Source organism: Agromyces allii (assembly GCF_009749385.1).
In the GTDB taxonomy this organism is placed as follows: Bacteria; Actinomycetota; Actinomycetes; order Actinomycetales; family Microbacteriaceae; genus Agromyces; species Agromyces allii.
Genome location: NZ_WBIN01000008.1, coordinates 87,302 through 106,857 on the forward strand (window position 1 = coordinate 87,302; position 19,556 = coordinate 106,857).

The 19,556-nt window shown below is 63.4% G+C and carries 17 protein-coding genes; 7 read left to right on the top strand and 10 right to left on the bottom strand.

Going from position 1 to position 19,556, the window contains the following annotated elements; translation table 11 throughout:
- Positions 1 to 19: 19 nt before the first annotated feature.
- On the bottom strand, positions 20 to 1,753 hold the full coding sequence (locus GQR16_RS11465; RefSeq protein ID WP_157415283.1) for a DUF4012 domain-containing protein: 1,734 nt from the start codon (positions 1,751 to 1,753) through the stop codon (positions 20 to 22).
- A gap of 10 nt (positions 1,754 to 1,763) precedes the next feature.
- Here GQR16_RS11465 and GQR16_RS11470 point away from each other — a divergent pair, with 10 nt between their 5' ends.
- From GQR16_RS11470 to GQR16_RS11480, 3 genes are all read left to right on the top strand, one after another.
- Positions 1,764 to 1,979, top strand: coding sequence for a hypothetical protein (locus tag GQR16_RS11470; RefSeq protein ID WP_157415284.1), 216 nt, complete (start codon positions 1,764 to 1,766; stop codon positions 1,977 to 1,979).
- 323 nt (positions 1,980 to 2,302) lie between these two features.
- Positions 2,303 to 4,033, top strand: a complete 1,731-nt coding sequence (locus GQR16_RS11475; protein ID WP_157415285.1) for a thiamine pyrophosphate-binding protein — start codon at positions 2,303 to 2,305, stop codon at positions 4,031 to 4,033.
- Positions 4,034 to 5,164 (top strand): NAD-dependent epimerase/dehydratase family protein, encoded by a 1,131-nt coding sequence (locus tag GQR16_RS11480; RefSeq protein ID WP_157415286.1) that lies wholly within the window; start codon positions 4,034 to 4,036, stop codon positions 5,162 to 5,164.
- Positions 5,165 to 5,191: 27 nt separating this feature from the next.
- On the opposite strand, the gene GQR16_RS11485 is transcribed toward GQR16_RS11480, so the two are convergent.
- Positions 5,192 to 6,658 (bottom strand): lipopolysaccharide biosynthesis protein, encoded by a 1,467-nt coding sequence (locus GQR16_RS11485; protein ID WP_157415287.1) that lies wholly within the window; start codon positions 6,656 to 6,658, stop codon positions 5,192 to 5,194.
- A gap of 536 nt (positions 6,659 to 7,194) precedes the next feature.
- Here GQR16_RS11485 and GQR16_RS11490 point away from each other — a divergent pair.
- From GQR16_RS11490 to GQR16_RS11500, 3 genes are all read left to right on the top strand, one after another.
- Positions 7,195 to 8,235 (top strand): glycosyltransferase family 2 protein, encoded by a 1,041-nt coding sequence (locus GQR16_RS11490; protein WP_170298473.1) that lies wholly within the window; start codon positions 7,195 to 7,197, stop codon positions 8,233 to 8,235.
- Positions 8,236 to 8,243: 8 nt separating this feature from the next.
- A complete protein-coding gene (locus tag GQR16_RS11495) occupies positions 8,244 to 9,380 on the top strand; it encodes a polysaccharide pyruvyl transferase family protein (RefSeq protein WP_246200790.1) in 1,137 nt (378 codons plus the stop codon).
- A 304-nt stretch (positions 9,381 to 9,684) separates the two neighbouring features.
- The gene (locus GQR16_RS11500; protein ID WP_157415290.1) at positions 9,685 to 10,245 is read left to right on the top strand and encodes a hypothetical protein; all 561 of its coding nucleotides are present in this window, start codon (positions 9,685 to 9,687) and stop codon (positions 10,243 to 10,245) included.
- A 137-nt stretch (positions 10,246 to 10,382) separates the two neighbouring features.
- On the opposite strand, the gene GQR16_RS11505 is transcribed toward GQR16_RS11500, so the two are convergent.
- From GQR16_RS11505 to GQR16_RS11535, 7 genes are all read right to left on the bottom strand, one after another.
- A complete protein-coding gene (locus GQR16_RS11505; protein WP_157415291.1) occupies positions 10,383 to 11,552 on the bottom strand; it encodes a hypothetical protein in 1,170 nt (389 codons plus the stop codon).
- Between the two features lie 260 nt (positions 11,553 to 11,812).
- Positions 11,813 to 12,592, bottom strand: coding sequence for a glycosyltransferase family 2 protein (locus GQR16_RS11510; protein WP_157415292.1), 780 nt, complete (start codon positions 12,590 to 12,592; stop codon positions 11,813 to 11,815).
- Positions 12,589 to 13,503, bottom strand: coding sequence for a glycosyltransferase family 2 protein (locus GQR16_RS11515; protein ID WP_157415293.1), 915 nt, complete (start codon positions 13,501 to 13,503; stop codon positions 12,589 to 12,591). Before GQR16_RS11515 ends, GQR16_RS11510 begins: the two co-directional genes overlap by 4 nt.
- Positions 13,504 to 14,967 (bottom strand): sugar transferase, encoded by a 1,464-nt coding sequence (locus GQR16_RS11520; protein WP_157415447.1) that lies wholly within the window; start codon positions 14,965 to 14,967, stop codon positions 13,504 to 13,506.
- Positions 14,967 to 15,908 carry a hypothetical protein gene (locus tag GQR16_RS11525; RefSeq protein WP_157415294.1) on the bottom strand — a complete coding sequence of 314 codons (942 nt, stop codon included), beginning with the start codon at positions 15,906 to 15,908 and terminating at the stop codon, positions 14,967 to 14,969. Before GQR16_RS11525 ends, GQR16_RS11520 begins: the two co-directional genes overlap by 1 nt.
- Positions 15,898 to 16,563 (bottom strand): arsenate reductase/protein-tyrosine-phosphatase family protein, encoded by a 666-nt coding sequence (locus tag GQR16_RS19610; RefSeq protein ID WP_211373501.1) that lies wholly within the window; start codon positions 16,561 to 16,563, stop codon positions 15,898 to 15,900. Before GQR16_RS19610 ends, GQR16_RS11525 begins: the two co-directional genes overlap by 11 nt.
- Positions 16,560 to 18,023, bottom strand: a complete 1,464-nt coding sequence (locus GQR16_RS11535) for a tyrosine-protein kinase domain-containing protein (RefSeq protein ID WP_157415296.1) — start codon at positions 18,021 to 18,023, stop codon at positions 16,560 to 16,562. The genes GQR16_RS19610 and GQR16_RS11535 overlap by 4 nt, the downstream gene beginning before the upstream one ends.
- 93 nt (positions 18,024 to 18,116) lie before the next feature.
- Between GQR16_RS11535 and GQR16_RS11540 the strand changes: the two genes are divergently transcribed.
- Positions 18,117 to 18,851 (top strand): CPBP family intramembrane glutamic endopeptidase, encoded by a 735-nt coding sequence (locus GQR16_RS11540; protein ID WP_157415297.1) that lies wholly within the window; start codon positions 18,117 to 18,119, stop codon positions 18,849 to 18,851.
- Between the two features lie 62 nt (positions 18,852 to 18,913).
- On the opposite strand, the gene GQR16_RS11545 is transcribed toward GQR16_RS11540, so the two are convergent.
- Entirely contained in the window at positions 18,914 to 19,528 is a 615-nt protein-coding gene (locus GQR16_RS11545) for a thymidine kinase (RefSeq protein WP_157415298.1), read from the bottom strand.
- Positions 19,529 to 19,556 lie beyond the last annotated feature (28 nt).

Genomic DNA, 19,556 nt, shown 5'->3' on the forward strand with positions numbered 1-19,556 from the left:
TCCGAAAGACGACACGACCTCACCTTAGGGGGGATTCACAGGAAAGCGCGACCCCCAAAGTTTCTGGCGTGTAAGCAAGTGGAGTCGATTCGATGAGCGTATGCTTCTCGCCCGCGCTGCCACCGAGGAAGCCGAAGCGGTACTCGGCACTCTCACCCGGAGCGAGCGTCGAGACCACCTTGCTCAGCGTGTACCCCGAATCCGACGTCGGGTGGTACCCGGTCGGCTCGTCGTTGAGCAGCACGCCCAGGTTGTACGTGCCCTGCGCGCTGTACACGTGCACCGACGTCGCGATGGAGCCGGGCGGCGTGCCGTACTCGCCGCCGCCGGTGACGTAGGTCGGAAGGCTCGTCGCGGCATCCGCCGGCGCCGTGTTCGTGAGCTTCACGACGATGTCGTAGTTCGGGAGCCCGTCGTTACGGCAGGTGACCGTGCCGGCCCCGATCTGCACGTCGAGGTAGGGGTCCATCTTCGACCCCGTCATGTCGTTGAGGTAGACGCCGAACGCCTGCTCGTCGGCCGTGCTCTCGGGCAGGCCGCCCGCGATCGTCGTGCCGGCCAACACCGCCTGCTCCTCGACATCCGCGTTCCAGATCAGGATGCGGCGCTCGGAGCCGGCCTGCGCGAGCGCCTCGACGAGCGCGGCAGGGTCGGCTCCCCCTGACGCGAGCGTCGTGAAGACCGCGGTCGCGACCTCCGCGAAGATCGCGTCCTGCTGCGACACCGGATACCGCGCGTAGACGTCGCGCAACAGGAACTGCACGGCGTTCTCGCTCGTGAGCTGGTCGCCCGTGCTGATCGTGACGGGACCGGTCGCGCGCAGCAGGTAGCTCAGCATCACCGGGTCGACCGCCACGACCGCCTGCACCTCGGTGCCGAACTTGCGGTTCCACATCTCGCGGGCGATCGTCGCCGCGAGCGGGAACTGGGGCGTGAAGTTGACGTCCTGCATGTAGCTCGCGGTGTTGTCGCCCCAGAGAGCGCGCGTCTCGATGGGCAGGTCGATGACCGTGGGGCGATACACCGGGAACTCGCTCGCAGCGGACTGCTGCGTCATCGTCACGGTGCCACCGTCGGCGTGGACGAGGGCGAGCGCCCCGGGCACGCCGCCGAGCGATCGCAGTTCGGCGTTGTTTTGGAACAGCAGCAGCGTGTCGCGGGGCCCGTCGGCGCCGAGCATGGGCGGCAGCAGCCGAACCGCGTTGTCGAACCCGGTGACGGTGCCGCCCGTCTCTTCGACCATGCGCGTCAGCTCGTCGCGCGCATCGACGAGCGGAGCGATGACCGGGGCATCCGCCACGCCGTCGAGCGCGAGGGAGGCCGTATCGAAGGCGACCCGGGCCTCGTGCACCGGAGCCTGCAGGTCGATCATCGGCTGGAGGTCCACCGCGCCCCCGCTCGGTGCGAACGCCGCCAAGTCGACCGCCCCTGCCGAGGCCGCGAGCGGCACCACGGCATCGCGCGCGATCCGATCGACCGATGCCGACACCACCCGCACGACCTCGAGGTTCGGGCCCACCAACGGCAGCACCTCGGCCCCGCGCCAGATCGGGTCGCCGGTCAGCGAGGCGGCGGATGCCGCGTGCCCGGCCAGTTCGTCGGCCGCACGCTGCGCCGCCGCGGCGTCGCCCGCCACGATCTGCTTCTGAGCCGCCTTCGCGAGCGGCACGGCCGCCTGGAGCTCGTTCACGGCCAGGAATCCACGGATGCCGATCCACGCTGCCGCGAGCACCAGGAACGCGACCACGCCCACGATCGACCAGATGATGATGCGCCTTCGGTGCTGCCGCTTCTGCTCCTTGCGGCGCTTGCTGCTCGAGCCGTGGCGGCGATGGTGGGAGCTGCCGGAGCTGGAGCCGCCGGAGCCGCGGCTACTCGAGCCGCTGCTGCTCGATCCGGAATCGCTCGACGCCGAGCGGCTGGAGCCCGAATGCGAGCGGGAACTGCCGGAGGCGTTGGACCGTCCTGAGCTCGAATGATGCAAGTCGCCCGAACGGCTCGACTCATGTCGCCGGCCGGAAGCCCCATCCCCATGGTGCCGACCCGACGACTCCGAACCCCCGGAAGACGGCGTCACGATCAGTAGCGTAACCCGCAGCATTCTTCGGGCTCATCACACACGGCGGAATCGGATGCACCCATAGCTCCAAGCGAGGTGTTGCTGTCCGCCGTCCACCCTGGTGCAGCGCAGCTTCGGGCCCAAAGTATTACCGTTTGTCCTACGCTGGACAACGCAACTACTCGTGGGGAAACGGCAGTGGTTGCGGGCTTGTCACAAGCTGGGCGAGGGGGACGCAAGTCAATGCCGGAGTACGCGAGTCAGCGCAACGTTCAGATACTCGTCGCGCTGTTGAAAGAGTTCGGAGTCCGTCAGGCAGTGATCTCTCCAGGTTCACGGAACATGGCGTTGGTCAGAAGTCTTGAGAGCGACCCGTACTTCACCTGCCACTCGATTGTCGACGAGCGAAGCGCAGTGTACTTCGCGATCGGCGTCTCAACCGCAGAGCAAAACTCGCCAGTGTTGCTCAGCAGCACGAGCGCCCAAGCCACGCGCAACTACATCCCCGGCATGACCGAGGCGTATCACCGGGGCACTCCCCTCGTCATAGTCACGGCAGACTACGACATCAGCATGATCGGTCAAGGCATCATGCAGACGCTCGATCAGATGTCGATTCCGCATGATGCTGCGAAATCATCGGTGCGCCTTCCGCTCGTACGAACAGATGCTGAAGCGGCGTATTGCACACGGCTCGTCAACGAGTCTCTGTTGGAACTGCGGCACCATGGTTCCGGGCCGGTGCACATCGATATCCCTATAGATGAGCACTGGGTCGGGAGTGTCGATTCGTTGCCCAAAGTGCCAGCTCTGTCGCGCCACGTGCCCGGTGACGAACTTCCGTCGCTCGATGGCAAACGAGTACTAATTGCGGTTGGCCAGCACGCGCCCTTTTCGAAGGCTGAGCAAGCAGCAATCGATGCCTTCGCCGACCGCTATGACGCCGTCATCTATACGAATCATCTCTCGAACTGTCACGGCCCACGCACCGTGCAGGCGAGTCTGCTGGTCGAGCGGATGGACACCACCAATTGGGCGAAGCATCAGCCCGATGTGCTCCTTACAATTGGCGGGCAGATCGGCGAGTACGGATTCGATCAGAAGGCCAAGACCGGAAGATTCGAGCACTGGCGGGTACACGAAGACGGCAAGGTCCAGGATACGTTCGGAAAACTCACCCGAGTATTCGAGTATCGCGAGCGCGACTTCTTCGACGCCTACTCGGCCAGACGCGAAGTATCCGGCCCGACTGCATACTTTCAGCAGTGGGCGAAGGGCAACGCGCGCCGGAACATTCCGGCGGATTTGCCCCTCTCTCACGCCTTCGTCGGCGCGACCCTCGCGCCAATGCTGCCCGAGAATGCTGTCGTCCACTTTGCGATCCTCAGCAGCCTGCGGAACTGGAACTACTTTGAGCTCCATCCGTCGATCGAGGGATACTCGAATGTATCCGCGTTCGGCATCGACGGGTGTCTCTCTACATTCATTGGACATTCCGTTGCCACCGACCGGCCTGCATACCTCGTCATCGGGGACCTCAGCTTCTTCTACGACATGAACGCCGTCGGTATTCGCAGCGTCAAGGACAACGTCCGGGTCATCCTCGTCAACAACAGCGGTGGCGGAGAGTTCCAGCTGTACTCACACGCCGCCAATCAGTTCTTCGGCGATGGCGCGGACACCCACATCGCGGCCGCGGGCCACAATGGATCGGCTCGCGGTTGGGTCGAGTCGATGGGGTGGGACTACATCGGTGTCACGACAAAGGACGACCTTCACGCTCACTCGAGCAGGTTCGTAGGCTCATCTGAGAAGCCGATTCTCATGGAAGTCTTCACGACCATGAGTGATGATTCGGACGGCGTGCAGATCATTCGAGAGGCGAATACCCTCGAAAGCATGCAAGGAAGGATCGGGAGGCGTCTGCCTCCTCGAGCCAAGAAGGCCATTAAAGCGATGATGGGCCGGAAATAGATGAAGGTCCTCATCCTGGGCTCGACGGGAATCATCGGTCACCATCTTTGTGCCGTTGCATTAGCCGCGGGTCATAGTGTCTGGGGACTGAGCAGGGGCAGCAACCAACGCGTTCCAGCGATCGACGGTGTTCGATATCTCGTGGGCGACGTCAGCGATACATCGAGCATGCGCTCACTATCAGCAGAGATCAGGTTCGATGCTGTCGTCGACCTGCTGTCTTTCCGCCCCGATCAGGTGTCGTCAACACTGGGATGGATCGCCGACACGAGCGTGCAGTACGTGCTCGTGTCATCGGCCACCATCTTTGCGGGCGCCCACGTCGGAGCGCGGCTGACCGAGGGCTCTCCGCAGCTTACGGATGGGTGGGCATACGCTTCGAAAAAAATTGCGAGCGAACAAGCACTCAGGATCATCGCCAGCCGAGATCAACAATTGTTCACGATCGTCCGCCCGTACATCACATACTCGGAACAGCGCCTGGCGTTCGGAGCGTGGGAGGGCGAGGTAGCGTTGGCGCGGCTGCGCGCTGGTCAGCCAATTGTGATCGGTGACGAGATCGCCCGGGCACGCACGTCGCTCACGCATGCTGGAGATGTCGCAGGCGCGATCGTGGCGTTACTAGGAAACCCAGCAGCATCAAGCGCTGAGTTCAATATCGCTACAGCGGAGTCCACGACATGGCGTGATGTATACGCGACCGTTTCCGAGCTCCTTGACGTACCGCTCGACGTCATAGACGCACCAGTCTCAGCCATCCTCAGCGTGTACCCAGAGCTGGGCGGGAAGGTCAACGATCGCGTGCTCGATAGGACATTCGATCCCGCCAATCTTCACGCGGCCTGTCCCGGGTTCGAATTCTCAACCACGTTCGAATCCGGGTATCGCAGCGCACTTGATCAGGCGCTTCCTAGTCGCAGCCGCTCCTCGGGGCGATTGAGTGGGAAAATGGACCGTCTCCTCGCTGTGGCGGGTGCTCCACGGGAGCGGCTCGATTTCATGAGACAAGTGATGAGGATCTCAGGGCTCCGCCAGCGAGCCGGGTACGTCCTTGGCCGATCGCAGTTTCTCTCCACGACCTATGGCCGGCTACGCAACCTGGATTCAACCGGCGACTATTCGGCTGCCTGAGCGCCACGATCGTCCTCGGCGAAACCCCTACTCCAGTAGGCGTCGTCTCACCATCAACGGGACGAGTCGCAATGCTGCCGCAAGATGGCTATAGCCGCCTGGGATCGCAACCATAACGCCGAAGAAAAAGGCGGTTGCAAGAATCGAGCCCACGATGGTCGGGGCCACATCACCCGGCATGTCAAGTGACACGAGCACCACTCGAGTGAGCGCAAAAGCCACACCAGCCGGTACGAGAGTTCGAAGACCAGTTCGAAAGTACGCCCAAGAGTCTTGCTGCGCGACTCGCGATAGCCAGAAGAGGTTGATCGGCCACGCGAGTGCCTGGGCGAGCGCATACCCCGCCGCCACGCCCGTAATACCGAATGGCAGACCGCACAGCACGAGCGCAACCATCATCGGCTTCGTCACCAAGTGGAGATAGAGAAGTTGTCGGCTCTTGCCCTCGAGCAGGAACACCCAGTAACTAACAGTGCCGAACGCAGCAAAGAATCCGCCCAGAGCAAGGACCTGAAATGGACCGACGGCTTGGCTCCATTGTTCGCCGAGCAACAGTGGAAGCAGCCAGTCGGCCGTGGTGGCGGCAATCAAGTACGCAAGCGACAACGCCGCAGAGAGGGTGAACTGAATTCGCAGCAAGAGGTCAGACGCTTTCCGTCCTCTCTCTACGGCGGCGCTGAGCGTCGGAAGCGCGACTTGAGTCAGCGGATCCAGCACTCCGGATCTCGGCACGGTGTACAACTGGAACGCACGGTTGTAGAACCCGAGTTGCCCTGGCCCCCACCGGAGTCCGATGACGAGCGTATCGACGTTGTTCGCGGCGAACGCCAGAAGCTGAGCAAGGCCGATGTCCCAGCCAACGCGAAAGAGTGCCCCGGTCTCATGTCCGCGCCTGGGAAGTCGCGGAATCCATGCAAGAAGGCTGGCACGAAGCAGAAGCAGGAGTGCGGTCGCCACAACAGGTTGCACCACGATCGCCCAGTAGCCCCAACCTGCTGCCGCGCCAAAAAGTGCGACCACGAGCGCAGCACCCTGAGCGACGACATCAGTGACAGCCAGGCTTGTAAATCGTGATGCCCGAGCGAGCTGAACTTGAAGCTGCGCCTGCGCACCGCTCAGGGCAAGCGTGACGGACATGGCTGGTGCGATGAGCAGGAGCCGAGGCTCGGCATAGAGCGAGGCAAGAAGGGGGCTCACTAGCGACAACAGCACGGCGGCCGCGATGCCGAGCACAGTGCTAGCCCAGAAGAAGTTCGACGCCTGCTGGTCAGTGAGCCGCTTCGCCTGCAGCGCGGCAGTGGGCATCCCGAAGTCACGGAGCAAGCTGCCGAGGGCGAGAAACACCGAGACCATTGCAACGAGGCCGAAGTCCTCTGGGGCAAGTAGACGCGACAACAGCACGAGACTCGCAAACTGGATAGCGAGCTTCAGGAACTGGCCGACAATAAGTGCTGCTCCGCCACGCGCGCCGCGGGACAAAGAATCCGTCGACATCAACGATGCCCAAAATGCCGCAATGCACAGTGGCGTTCGGCCCGAGAGCAGCACATCTCGCCACCCATCAACCGACGATCCACCGATGGTTCCTCAACACCACGATTCATTGGATAGCTCCTAGTTGGTCCCGCGCGCGCGACAACCGCCAGTCTCGAAAGAGGACGTTCTCATCCCTTCCCCGTTGGATGACACAAGGTTGATGACACGAGCCAGCGAGCCCCGTCTCCCGAATCTAGCGAAGTACCCGCGGCGGACGTCACCTCGGCGCGCTTCGCAAGCCCGACCGGTGCCTGGCATCAAGAACTACCGGCACGTGCGTGAATCTTCCACGGAAGCACGCAATCCCTCACCAACGCGCCCTCTGTGCCTGGCTTTCAGCATGCTGGGCACCACTAGCCCAGCCCACTTCGAGCGGCGGGGCACGCTGGACTGTTGAAGTCCCGCGCATGTAGCCTCATGGAACTGTGAATCACTCGAACGCCTAGTTGCGTGCCGCACGTGAGAACAAGTGGGGAGCCACCGCGATGCATCGGATGAGCATTATCGTTCCGATGTACAACGTAGAAGAGTTCGTGGGCGTTTGCATTCGTTCGATCGTTGAGAGCGCGCGCAAAGCGGACCATGCTGCCGAAATTGAAGTGGTCTTGGTCGATGATGCCTCAACAGATCGCTCTCTTGAACTCGCGGAGTGTGAACTCCGCTCGTCCGCAGTCAGCTTCAAGACACTGCGGCACATTACCAATCAAGGCGTCGGACAAGCACGTCGCACAGGGTGTGGCGCGGCAGACGGGGAATTCCTCTGGTACGTCGATCCTGACGATGAGATAACGGAGACGGCTGTTCAGACCGTCTTCTCGAGCCTCGATGCCATACCCGAACACGGATTCGCCGAATATCCTCGAATCCTGTGGGAGACCGAGCGAGGGGTTCGTCGACCACCCGATTATTTTGTCGGGTCCGCACCCGGCGGTCGAATTCACGCAGACGGGGCGCCCATATCGACTGCGGAGTACGCCGAACAGCTCCTGCTCCGGCGCGTTCCCGGGGTCGTTTGGACGAAGATTTTCCGTCGTTCGATCCTGACCCCGGATATCGTCGACACAAGCCGGCAGTCGGAGGATCTTGTGACGCTCTTCCAAGTCCTGGATCGCCAGCCCACTGTCTTGTTTCGCTACGACGCCATATATGTCTACCGACAGCGGAACGGTTCTCTCACGACCGGCCGCCAATACCAGCGCGGCTCACATGACGCGTACGAGAAGTGCCTCGCGATCGCACGGAATTCAGCATGGTTTGAGATCGAATCTGTTCCAGCATCGAAGTTCTTCGAAATTTCGCGAATTGCCGTCCCCCGATTGCAGGCGCTTGCTTCAGTGGGTTCACTTCGACAATTCCTCAGCTACTTTCGGAGCGTGACTCGCTCTCTAGATCATGAGGACAGACTGACACTTCGCGAGCCCGGCTATTTAGGGGAAGGGCGCACCTCGCGGCAGGCTCGTCTGATCATCTGGTCGCGAAAGGCCTGGATGCTATCCGCGATTCCTCTGTACGTGTATGGGCGGTTTCGATCATGAATGACGACATGGCGAATGACCGCTCACCAATAGCGGTACTCATCCGGACGCTCCCCCTCCGAAACGGCAACATCGGCGGTGTCCTTCAGGCGTATGCACTTCAGACCGTATTGCGCGAGTTGGGGGCTTCAGTCGTCACCGACACGTCAACCAAGCATCGTTGGACGGCACGCTGGACACTCGGAGCATTTCGGGCGCTCATCACAGGGGCGCCGGTACGCGCTTCACCGAAGATCCGTAACGAGATGAACGCTCGACTCCTTGCTTTCGTGGAATCACGCATGGCAACCATCGATACGACGCAGTCTCGCTCCGCTCGAAAGACAAGCCTCCAGGCCGAGGTCGCTGTCGTCGGGAGCGACCAAGTCTGGCGACCCCGTTACGGTGACACTGCGCGGAACATGTTCGCAGACCTCGACGCAGTCGGTTGGCAGGGAAAGCGAATCTCGTACGCAGCCTCGTTCGGAACCGAATCAGCCCTCGAGTTCTCATCTGACCAAAAACGGAAGAGTTCGATTCTGTTGGGTGAGTTTTCCGCAGTGTCGGTTCGCGAAACCTCCGCCGTCAGAATATGTGCTGATGAGTTCGGGGTGACAGCAGTCCAGCACGCGGACCCGGTATTTCTCCTCTCGCCTTCGCACTATCGCCACCTTGCCGAAAAGGGGACAGCGGAGGGAGGTGGCATTTTCGCGTATGTACTCGACTCCACGGACTCCACACGTTTCATTCTCGATACCGCTGCATCTGTCCGCGGTGTCGTAGCGCACGGGGTACTTCCATTGCCGTATGCGGGGCGAAAAGCGTTCGAGCAAAACCCTCTGCTTTTTTCCATGCCAACTGTCGAAGATTGGCTTGCTGGGATCGCTCGTGCAGATCTCGTGATCACGGACTCGTTCCACGGCACCGCTCTCTCGCTCGTGCTGAATCGCCCTTTCTGGGTGCTCGACAACCCTCTGAGGGGTACAACCCGAATTTCCTCGTTGCTCAGCAGGTTCAACCTCTCGCATCGTTCGGTCTCACACGCACCGAGCCCAGGAGAGGACACCCGAATCGATTGGGTGGCTGTGAACCAGACGATCGCAGCGGAGCGCGAGACCTCGCTAGGGTTCCTTCGTCGCTTCGTCGGTGCCGCAGATGAACCCTAGGTCGCATGCGCCCACATGGGCGAGGCTATGGCGCAAGAGCGAAAGCCTCTGGAATTCGTTCGTCGCTGGCCCCCGACTCCTTCGGGCTGGTAGGCAGGTCGGTAGGGGAATTCCAGGCCTGGATCGTTCCAACCCCGTCATCGTCAGCCTCACGACCCACGGAAACCGGTTCGAGACGGTGCACTTAGTTATTGGGTCCATCCTGTGCGGTCGCGTTCGACCCGGCAGATTGGTCCTCTGGATAGATGACGAGACACTTCTCCGGAACACTTCGGAACAGCTCAGGTCGCTGGTCGCAGCGGGCGTGGAGATCAAACTCACGGACAACTTCGGCCCGCATACCAAGTACTATCCGACGTTGATCGACCCGGCCTTCCAAGCTGAATCAGTACTGGTCACCGCCGATGACGACATCTTGTACCCACCATGGTGGCTCTCTCGATTACTGCGTGCCTATGATTCAGCCCCCGATCTCATCCATTGTCACCGAGCTCATCGCATCGGAGTTGGCGAAGGCGAACGATTCCAGCCCTACAACACTTGGGCGCCGTGCGTCGGCAGGCGCATCTCCAACAAGAATTTTGCAACGGGAGTCTCTGGCGTCCTATACCCCCCTGTGATGCTCCGCGCACTGAAGGCCGCTGCAACAGGGTTCCGCGATCGCGCCCCGTCCGCAGACGACATCTGGATCAATTTCGTCGCTCATCAAGCCGGAATCCCTGTTCGTCAAGCTGGGGTGTTCGCACGCCATTTCCCTTTCGTGCCTGGCTCCCAAGCGTCGGGCCTTTACGTGACGAACGTTGCTGAAGCACAGAACGACGTACAGATCGCACGTACCTACGGGCCACGTTTACTGCGGAACTGAGTTTCGATATGCGCTACAGATCGAAAACTCCGCGAACAGTCGGCCGCCTCAGAGCGAGAGATGTCGCCCAACCAAGTACCACGAAGCTCCGCGAGCGGGCACAAGCACTTGGTTCGGGCGACCCACCCCCTGCACAATCATGGCGCGTAGCGCGGCTCGGCCTCGCCCTTCAACTTGTGTGGCACCGATTCCCGTGATGAGTCGATCATCCAACGACCGAGGAGAACCAGGATTGGAATCTGGAAAACAGTGTTCAGATTGCCGAAATTGTTGCTGAAGATCATCAGCACGGCACATTGATACGAAACGATGAATGACAGGCCGCCCGCCATGTCTTTCGCCCGTGCCAGCAAGAGTGCCGAAAACAGGCTGATCGCAACGGTGAATAGGAAGACGCCAACTAGGCCGGCCTCGACCAGGGGCACGATGTAGCCCGTGGAGATATTGAAGCTGCTTGTCAGCAGCCATGGCGCGGTGGAGTAGGCGGTACCGCCTTCCACATCCACCTGCGATGACCCTTCGAACGCACTAGGCAGCAGGCCTGAGAACGCCTTCCATGGAAATGGTGCATCACCCGCATACCCATGCGCATAGGCGTTCTGCCAGTTGGCAATCGGTGTCACAAGATACGAGTAGAACCACACGAATGCATCCGGCACCCAGTCCGGGCCGCTGTACGCAAGCTTCTCCTTGATTCCTACTCCGGCCGACGACCGGAAATCACCCAAGAAGCCGAACAAGAACACAAGCGCCAGGATGGCCGCTCCCCATCGGATCATGTGAGCGAAGCTGGCGCGAATAACGCGCCTCGCGAGAAGCAGCAATACAAGCTGAATCGCAAGTATGATCAGGTGTTTTCTCCCGATGATGAGGATCATCCAGAAGACAATCACCAACGTGTAGGGGCCTATCGGTTGTCGCCCTTGGTTCAGTCGGACGGCCTGCTCGATCAGGGCGATGGCACAGGCCATGGCAAGAAGCAGGCCGTGAATCGACGTGACTCCGAACTGGAGGTAATCAGAATTCTGACCCAATAGAGAGCGCACCAGCGGCGGAGTACCTTCCAGTGCGATCTCGGCGACAGCGATCGCAATCCATACCCAGAACACCTGACGGAACAGAGGCGTGAGCCTGTTGCCAACTGACAGCGCGCGATCAAGGCGCAGCCGGTCAGGCCGACCCGACAACAACCTTCCGCCGAGCAGGGTGAAGCCAACCACAGTCCCAAGCACAACGACGATCACGAACGGGAGCAGGGCGGCTACCGGTTCCGTAATGTACGCGCTCCACCGAACGCCGTACAGCACGGAAACTCCAACCCAAACGCACGTGACGGCCGATACATACCCCGGAAGTGCGAGAGTTCGGATCCTCCTCATTACCGACTCTCCTCGCCGCACTGGCCGATCACGCATCAGCGACTCCCCGGTAGCGCCGGAAACTCTGGAGACGGCGCGAAGCACGCATGAGTCCTGAATTCATCCGTGCACACACCAGCCTCGAGAATGCCAATGCGCTCAGAGAACATCGATCCAACGCTCGAACAACGTCATTGCGATCGATCATGTCAAATCGCTCGCTTCACAACCGACCGCCGACGATGCCGTACAGCGACGATCTTGCCCGGCGAGTATGCCCGAACGAAAAGGCGAGCCAACGCCACGGGATCTCGGCGAAGCACCCTCATGTGTTTCGCCAGAATGAGTCGGAGGCTACGTTGGCGTGCGCCAGAAGGTCCCTCCGAGATACTGTCGTCTTGTCGGTAGAGCGTGGCACCGCTGATCGGAATGTGCACGAACTTCACGTCGGCGGCAATAAGGGTCAGCCAAAGGTCCCAATCTTGGAATCGCGGAAGCGAAACGTCGAACGGATTGCCTTGCGCCAGGTGAGTGGGCAGCAACGCCGTTTGGGTGGACGCAATGTTTCGGCGAAGTAGGGTGCGCACCGCGTCGGAGACCGGGGCGTCCGGGACCAGCTCTACAGTTCCAGATCGGAAAACCACCGTGTGGGATGTGAATACAACCCGATCGTTCGCAGCGAAGGGCAGTATCGCTTCGAGAAGTTCTGGATCCCATTCATCATCGGAATCCAGAAACGCTATCCAGGCTCCCTTCGCAACGGCGACGCCACGGTTGCGTGCACTGGGCGCGCCAGCGTTGTCCTGCCTGATGTAGCTGACACGCTCATCCCGGCGGCGCTCCACCACCACGCCAGTGTCATCAGTAGACCCATCATCGACCACGATCAGTTCGAGTTCTCGGTAGGTCTGAGACAGCACGCTATCGATTGCCCGGTCAAGCAAATGCCCACGATTGAACGTCGGGATAACGACGCTGATGAGCGTCATCTTGCTCTCCGAACGACGCGCTGCACCGATGCGACTGCGCTCGTGGTGGCGAATCGAGCCCAAACTCCACCACTGACGAGTGCATCCTCAATGAAATGGCGCTTGCTCGCGTGGTCGCGGTAGAACACGAGCATGCTTCTGTGGAAGTGGTAGTTCTGTCGCAGCGGTCGTCGACCACTCGTGCTGCCGCCCTTCAAATGATGTGCAATGACTCGGCCGTCGTATACAACTCGCCACCCTTCGCGATGGAACCGAGCACACCAGTCGAGATCCTCTCCATACATCCAATACCTCTCGTCAAGGAGGCCGACATCCAGTAGCGCCGCGGACCGAACGAGCATGAACGCGCCGTTCACGGCGTCGACGTCCGCGAAGTCCAGTTCTCCAACATCTGGACGTGTGTAGTTCGAGCCTGTCCGACCAATTGCTTTCAGGGCGAAGTACTTGAGTGCTGTGGTCGGCGAGGGGAACGAACGCTTCGCGGCATGATCGAGCGTTCCGTCTCTCGTCAGAAGACGACAGCCGAGGACACCGATCGTGGCATCGCGTTCCATGACACCAATCAAGTGGTCAAGTGTCCCTGATTCGAGGCGAGTATCAGGGTTAAGCACAAGAACGTACGGCGACGATGTCAGGCGAAGCGCCACGTTGTTCGCAACAGAAAATCCGTCATTGCTTCCGCGAGCAATCAATTCAACGAGAGGATACTTTGACCGAACGACTTCAACGGTGTCGTCGGGCGAGGCATTGTCAACGACGAACACCCGCATCGGCACTTGGGGTCGGTGTTCGAAGAGACTGTCAAGACACACTTGGATCAGGTCTCGGCTTGCGAAGGTCACGATGATCACGTCGAGCGCCACGGATACCGACGAAGCCTCACCCGAACGTTGTGTCTTCTGAGCCACCATTTAGAACGCCCCATCCTTCGTGGCCACCGCGCGCGCAGTCCGCCACAAGATCGCGACATCACCAGTGATTGACCAGTTCTCCACGTAATACAAATCGAGACGGACGCTCTCTTCCCAGCTCAAGTTCGAGCGGCCGCTCACCTGCCAAAGCCCTGTCATTCCGGGCTGTACGAAGAGGCGACGGCCGGCGGTCCGGTCATAGAGCTCGACCTCAGCACGGCGCTGCGGCCTCGGACCGACCAAACTCATGGTGCCGTGCAGCACGTTGAAGAGTTGGGGCAGTTCGTCGAACGAGTACTTGCGCAGCACCTTGCCGACCCGCGTCACGCGCGGGTCGTCCCTCACCTTGAAGAGCGGCTGCGTGTCGGCGCCGTTCTGGGCGAGGAGGCCGGCGAGTTCCACATCGGCGCCGTCGGTCATCGATCGGAACTTCAACATCGTGAATGGCTTGTGCTTGAGGCCGACCCGCTCCTGCCGATAGAAGACTGGCCCCGGCGACGAAGCCTTCACGAGCACGGCAAGAACGAAGAACAGTGGCGACAGCACGACCACGAGTCCGAAGCCGACGATCAGGTCGAACGCGCGCTTGGCGACGAGTTTACGACCTTCGAACTTCGGAGTCTCGACGTGCATAAGTGGCAGACCTGCGACAGGGCGGGTGTGGATACGTGGGCCGCCGATGTCAATGAGGCTCGGGGCGACGACCAGATGTTCGGCGCCCGGAATCAGGCCCCAGCTGAGTTCGCGGACGCGCTCGGGGCCGAGTTCGTCGGCACTCGTAATCACGACCGTGTCCGCACCGAAGTCGCGCATCACGGCGAGCGCATGTTCGACGCCGTACTCGACGGGAATCGTCGTGCCGGGCAGGTACGGCGCTCCGTGCCCGGGCACGCAGGCCCCCGCGACCTGATAGCCCGCCTCCGGCATGCGTTCGAACTCGCGCGCGATCAGGGCGACGGAGGCCTCGGACCCGACCAGCAGCACCCGCGATGAGTACTCGCCGCGCTTGCGCATCACGCCCAGCCATTGGCGCCACATCCATCGGGAGAAGATGAGCACGATCACGCCCAAGGGGAACGAGATGAGGATGTACCCACGCCCGATGTCGATCTTGAAGAGGAATGCGACGATCGCAACGAGCCCGAACAGTCGAAGCGTCGCATCCGCCACTCCGCGGTACTCCTGTGTGCCGAGGCCGAGAACGCGAGCCGACCGGGTGTCGTAGAGCTCGAGCGCGACCATCCAGGCAGCGACGATCACGAAAGACATGACCGTATAGCTGATCGTGATGTCGTCGCGCGAGCCACTGAACCCCGGCGTGTTGTAGTCGATGCCGACCCACGCGATCTGCGTGCCGAAGACGACCCACAACAGCACGAGCAGGTCGGTGATGCGCACGCGCGACGCGAGCTTCGACGACCACGCCGAGGTGGTCATGGTCGCGGCGGCATAGAACCTGCGCATCACCACGTCGCACCCCCATCGGTCGAGCGCGCGAGCACTCCCCCGCTCCAAGCCCAGACGATGCCGCCGGATGCCGCGTCGATCACGGTCGACCCCGGTGCAGCGTCGGCATCGAGACAGGCTCCCGGCGCGCTGACACCTGTCGCGCTCGCGAGGTCGACGTCGGCGATGCGGATGCCGCGGCATCCGTCGCTCGTGAGCGCCACGACGTACCCCGACGGTCCGGCCGCGAGCGCCACCGCTCCCGTCGCGGTGGCCGCCGCCCAGGTGGCGCCGACATCGGTCGTGACGAACAGCTCCCCCGAGGCGCACAGCACGGCGGCCGAGGTCGGGGACGAGCCCGCGGCCTGCACGGCGCCCGCCTCGCAGGGCGCCGAGTCGCCGTTCGGTCCGACGACGCGCTCGCCGTCGAGGTACCACGCGGGTTCGACCTCGCCCGTGGGCTCCCAGTCGTCGCCCTGCACGTAGCTGCGATAGCGGCCGAGGGCGCAGGCCGGGTCGCGGGCGACCATCGTGACGATGTCGCCGTCGCTCGCTTCGACCGACTGCAGCTCGGTCAGCCCCTCCGTGAAGCCCGCGGTCCATGTTTCACCGCCATCGACCGTCACCTCGATCGTGGCCTCCGCACCCTGGCATGTGCCCGTTGCGCCCCGGTAGGCGGTGTTCGCGTCGAGCGCGGCGAGCATCACGGTCGGGCGGATGCCGGTGGCGGGCGTCGGCCCGGTCGTCGCAGTCGCGCTCGAGGCATCCGTCTGTGGCGGCGACCCGGTGGGCAGGGCCGGGAAGGTGGGCAGCACCTCGCGTTGCGGGGTCGACTCCTGGCGCATCGACGCCAGCGCCCACCAGACGAGCGCTGCGTCGACGAGGACGAACACGACGATCGCCGCGACGGCCCATGGGGCGGTGGCGAGGCGTGCCTGCGGGGAATCCCTACGAGCCACCGCGACCACCCGACACCGACGTCGTGGCGAGCGCGGACATGATCGAGTCGACGGCTTCGTCGATCAATCGTCCAGCCTCGTCGTAGACCGCGTCGGGAGCGCGGTACGGATCGAGGATGTCGTCGTCGTTCGGGTCGGACGGCGGTGGCGCGAGGCCACGGGATCGTGCTGCGGCATCCGTCGCCTGTTGCAGCCGAGAAGTGATGCCGGGGTGGGCGAGGTCGAGGGTCGATGCGGCGGGGTCGAGACGGGCGGCGATCGAGTCCGGCGGTGCGGCGCCTTCGTCGAGGGCGCCGTCGGCGGCGAGGAAGTCGAGCACCCGCGCGAACTCGCGCAGGGTGTAGGCGCGGCGGGCAGCCCGCGGCACGAGCTCGGCGACCTTCGCCCGATGGGCCCGGGTCGCGGTGAGCACGAGGTCGGCGTCGAGCACCGTCTCGGCGGTGAGTTGCCGGGCGGCGTGCCCGGACGGATCGGCGCCGAAGCTCCGCGAGAGCTCGGCCGCCTCGCGCGTCATCGGTTCACCGGCGAGGGCATTTGTGCCCGCGCTCGAGACCCGCACCTCGTCGAATCCGGCAGCGCTAAGCCGCGCGGCGAGCACCTGCGCGGCCACGGGAGACCGGCAGATGTTTCCGGTGCACACGACGAGCACGTTCACGCGCCGGCCACCGGCTCCTGCTTCGGCGCCGGCGCAGGCTCTTCCCTCGGGGCGTAGCCGTAGCCGTATCCATAGCCGTAGCCGTATCCGTAGCGCCCGTACCCGTACGCATCGGGTCCCTTGGTCGGGAGCATCGTGAGCACGATGCCCGAGACCTTCGCGTCGACGTTGTCGAGCACCGAGAACGCGCCGCGCACGTGCCCCTTGTGCGCACGACCGGCCGCGACGACCAGGATCGCGCCGCCCGCGGCCCGCGTCAGCACGGCGGCATCGGTGACCGGCAGCAGCGGCGGTGCATCGAAGAGCACCACGTCGAACGCCCGGTTCAGCTCGGTGATGGTCTGGGCCATGACCGCCGAGCCGAGCAGCTCGCTCGGATTCGGTGGAACGCGGCCTGCGGGCAGCACGTACATCTGCGTGCGACCCCACGGCTGGATCACGTCCTGCAACTCGGCCTTGCCGATGAGCAGGTCGGTCAGGCCGACCGCTCCCTCGATGCCGAGGTACGACGCGACCTTCGGCCGCCGGAGGTCGGCGTCGACGAGCAGCACCCGCGCACCGGCATCCGCCAACGCGATGGCCAGGTTCGCGGCCGTGGTCGACTTGCCCTCCGACTCGATCGAACTCGTGACCACGAACGAACGCTCGGGCCGGCCCGCATCGAGGAACTGCAGGTTCGTGCGCAGCGCGCGGAACGACTCCGCGCGCGGCGAATGCGGATCGGCGTGCACGATGAGCGGGCGGTCCTTGGCCTTCGGGTCGAACACGATGCCGCCGATCACGGGCGTGTCGGTCACCTGCTCGAGGTCGCGCTCGTTGCGGATGCGGGTGTCGAGCGTCGCCCGCAGCACGGCTGCGCCGACGCCGAGCGCGAGGCCGATCAGGCCGCCCAGCACGATGTTCAGCGGCACGTTCGGACTCACCGGCTTCTGCGGAACCGAAGCGTGCTGCACGAGCGTCAGCCGCACGGGCGACGCCGCCGCGGGCTCGGCGTCGGTCCCCGTGCCGTCGGCATCGGCGCCGGTCGTCTCGATGGCCTCGACGACGTTCGTGAGGCTCTGGGAGACGGCCGTCGCGACCTCCGCCGTGAGCGCCGGATCGCTGTCGGTCACGGTGATCTCGATGAGCGTGGTGTCGGGAAGGCTGACGGCGGTCACCTCGCGCACCAGCTCATCGCTCGTCATGTCGAGCTGAAGGTCGGCGATCACGGGCAGCAGCACGATCGGTGTCGACACGAGATCCGCATACGTCTTGACGCGCTGCTGGGTGAAGGTGTTGCCCTGCGCCCGCTCGCCGATCGAGTCGCCGCTCGAGGTCGAGACGAACACCTTCGCCGAGGAGCTGTACAGCGGCGTCTGCACCATCGAGAAGACGGCGCCCGCTGCGACGCCGAGGAGCGTGAGCAACGCGATCAACACCCAGCTCTGCCGCAAGATGCGGATGTAGTCGCGCAATTCCACGTGTTCAGTCCCCGTCCCCACAGCGTGCTGAAACGCGACACGGTTACGCTTGGCCCCGTGGCACCCTCTCAACATGCCCCGCGGAGTGGGGGTGTGTCAACAACCGACACTCCGCCGATCGGTCGCGGTGACGCTGCGAACGTGCGCTGGGGCGTGACGGATGCCGCGGCGGGCATCCTGCTCGCGGCTGCCTGTTCGCTCGGCTGGGCGTGGCTGACCCGCACGGTCGTGATCGACGAATGGCTGCAGGTGCTCGGCGCCTACCTCGCCGTCTGGGTGCCCCTCGTCGTCGTGCTCTGCATCGCGGATGTCGCGCGCGGCCGCCGATCGTTCGCCGCCGACTTCGGACTCCGCGTGCGCTGGATCGACCTCCTCTGGGGCGTCGGCCTCGGACTCCTCGTGCGCGGACTCGTGACCCTGATCGAACTCGCCTGGACCGGACGCACCTCGCTCGACGGCGGCGTGCTCGCCCTGCCCACGGGCTTCGCCCTGTGGTTCGGCATCGTCATCGCCCCCGTCGTCATCGGGCCCCTCGTCGAGGAGACGTTCTACCGCGGGCTCGTGCTGCGGGCCGTGCAACGGCGCACCGGCGGCCGGGCGGCCGTCGCGGCATCCGTCGCCGTCGTCGTGAGCGCGCTCGTCTTCGGGCTCGCGCATCTCGCTCAAGGGGCCGCGCTCAGCCCGACCGCGGCCGCCGTGACGTTCGTGAGCACCTTCGTGTTCGGGCTCGCAGCCGGGGCGCTCGCGGTCGCGACGGGCCGGCTCGGCGGTGCGATCATCGCGCACATGGTCTTCAACGGGATGCTGGTGCTCGCGATCCTGAGCTGAGCAGGCCGCGCCCTCGCATGGCTGATCGCAACCGGTCAGTGACGATCGGTCAGTGGCAACTGTCAGTGGCGGCCGTTCAGCACGCCGCCCGACTCCTCGAGGTAGCAGACGCCGCAGAGCGACTCGTAGGTCACGGTCTCGCCGTCGATCGCGACCTGGTCGCCGTCGAACACGAACCGGCCGTCGATCGTGCGCCCGTTGAAGATCGCCTTGCGCCCGCACCGGCAGATGGTCTTCAACTCCTCGAGGCTGTGCGCGACCTCGAGCAGTCGGCGGCTGCCGGGGAACGCGACCGTCTGGAAGTCGGTGCGGATGCCGTAGGCGAGCACCGGGATGCCCTCGATGAGGGCGATGCGCAAGAGGTCGTCGACCTGCTCGGAGGTGAGGAACTGCGCCTCGTCGACGAGCAGGCAGCTGACGTCGCGCCCGTTCTCGGCCGCCGACACGGCGCGACGCTGCTCGAACAGCTCGCGGGCGTTCGCGGTGGGCTCGATGACGAAGTCGACCTCGCGCACCACGCCGAGCCGCGAGACGATGTCGCGATCGCCCTTGGTGTCGACCGAGGGCTTGGCGAGCAGCACCGCGTGCCCGCGCTCCTCGTAGTTGAACGCCGCCTGCAGCAGCGCCGTCGACTTGCCCGAGTTCATCGCGCCGTAGCGGAAGTACAGCTTCGCCATCAGACGCTCCCGCCCCTCGACGGACGGA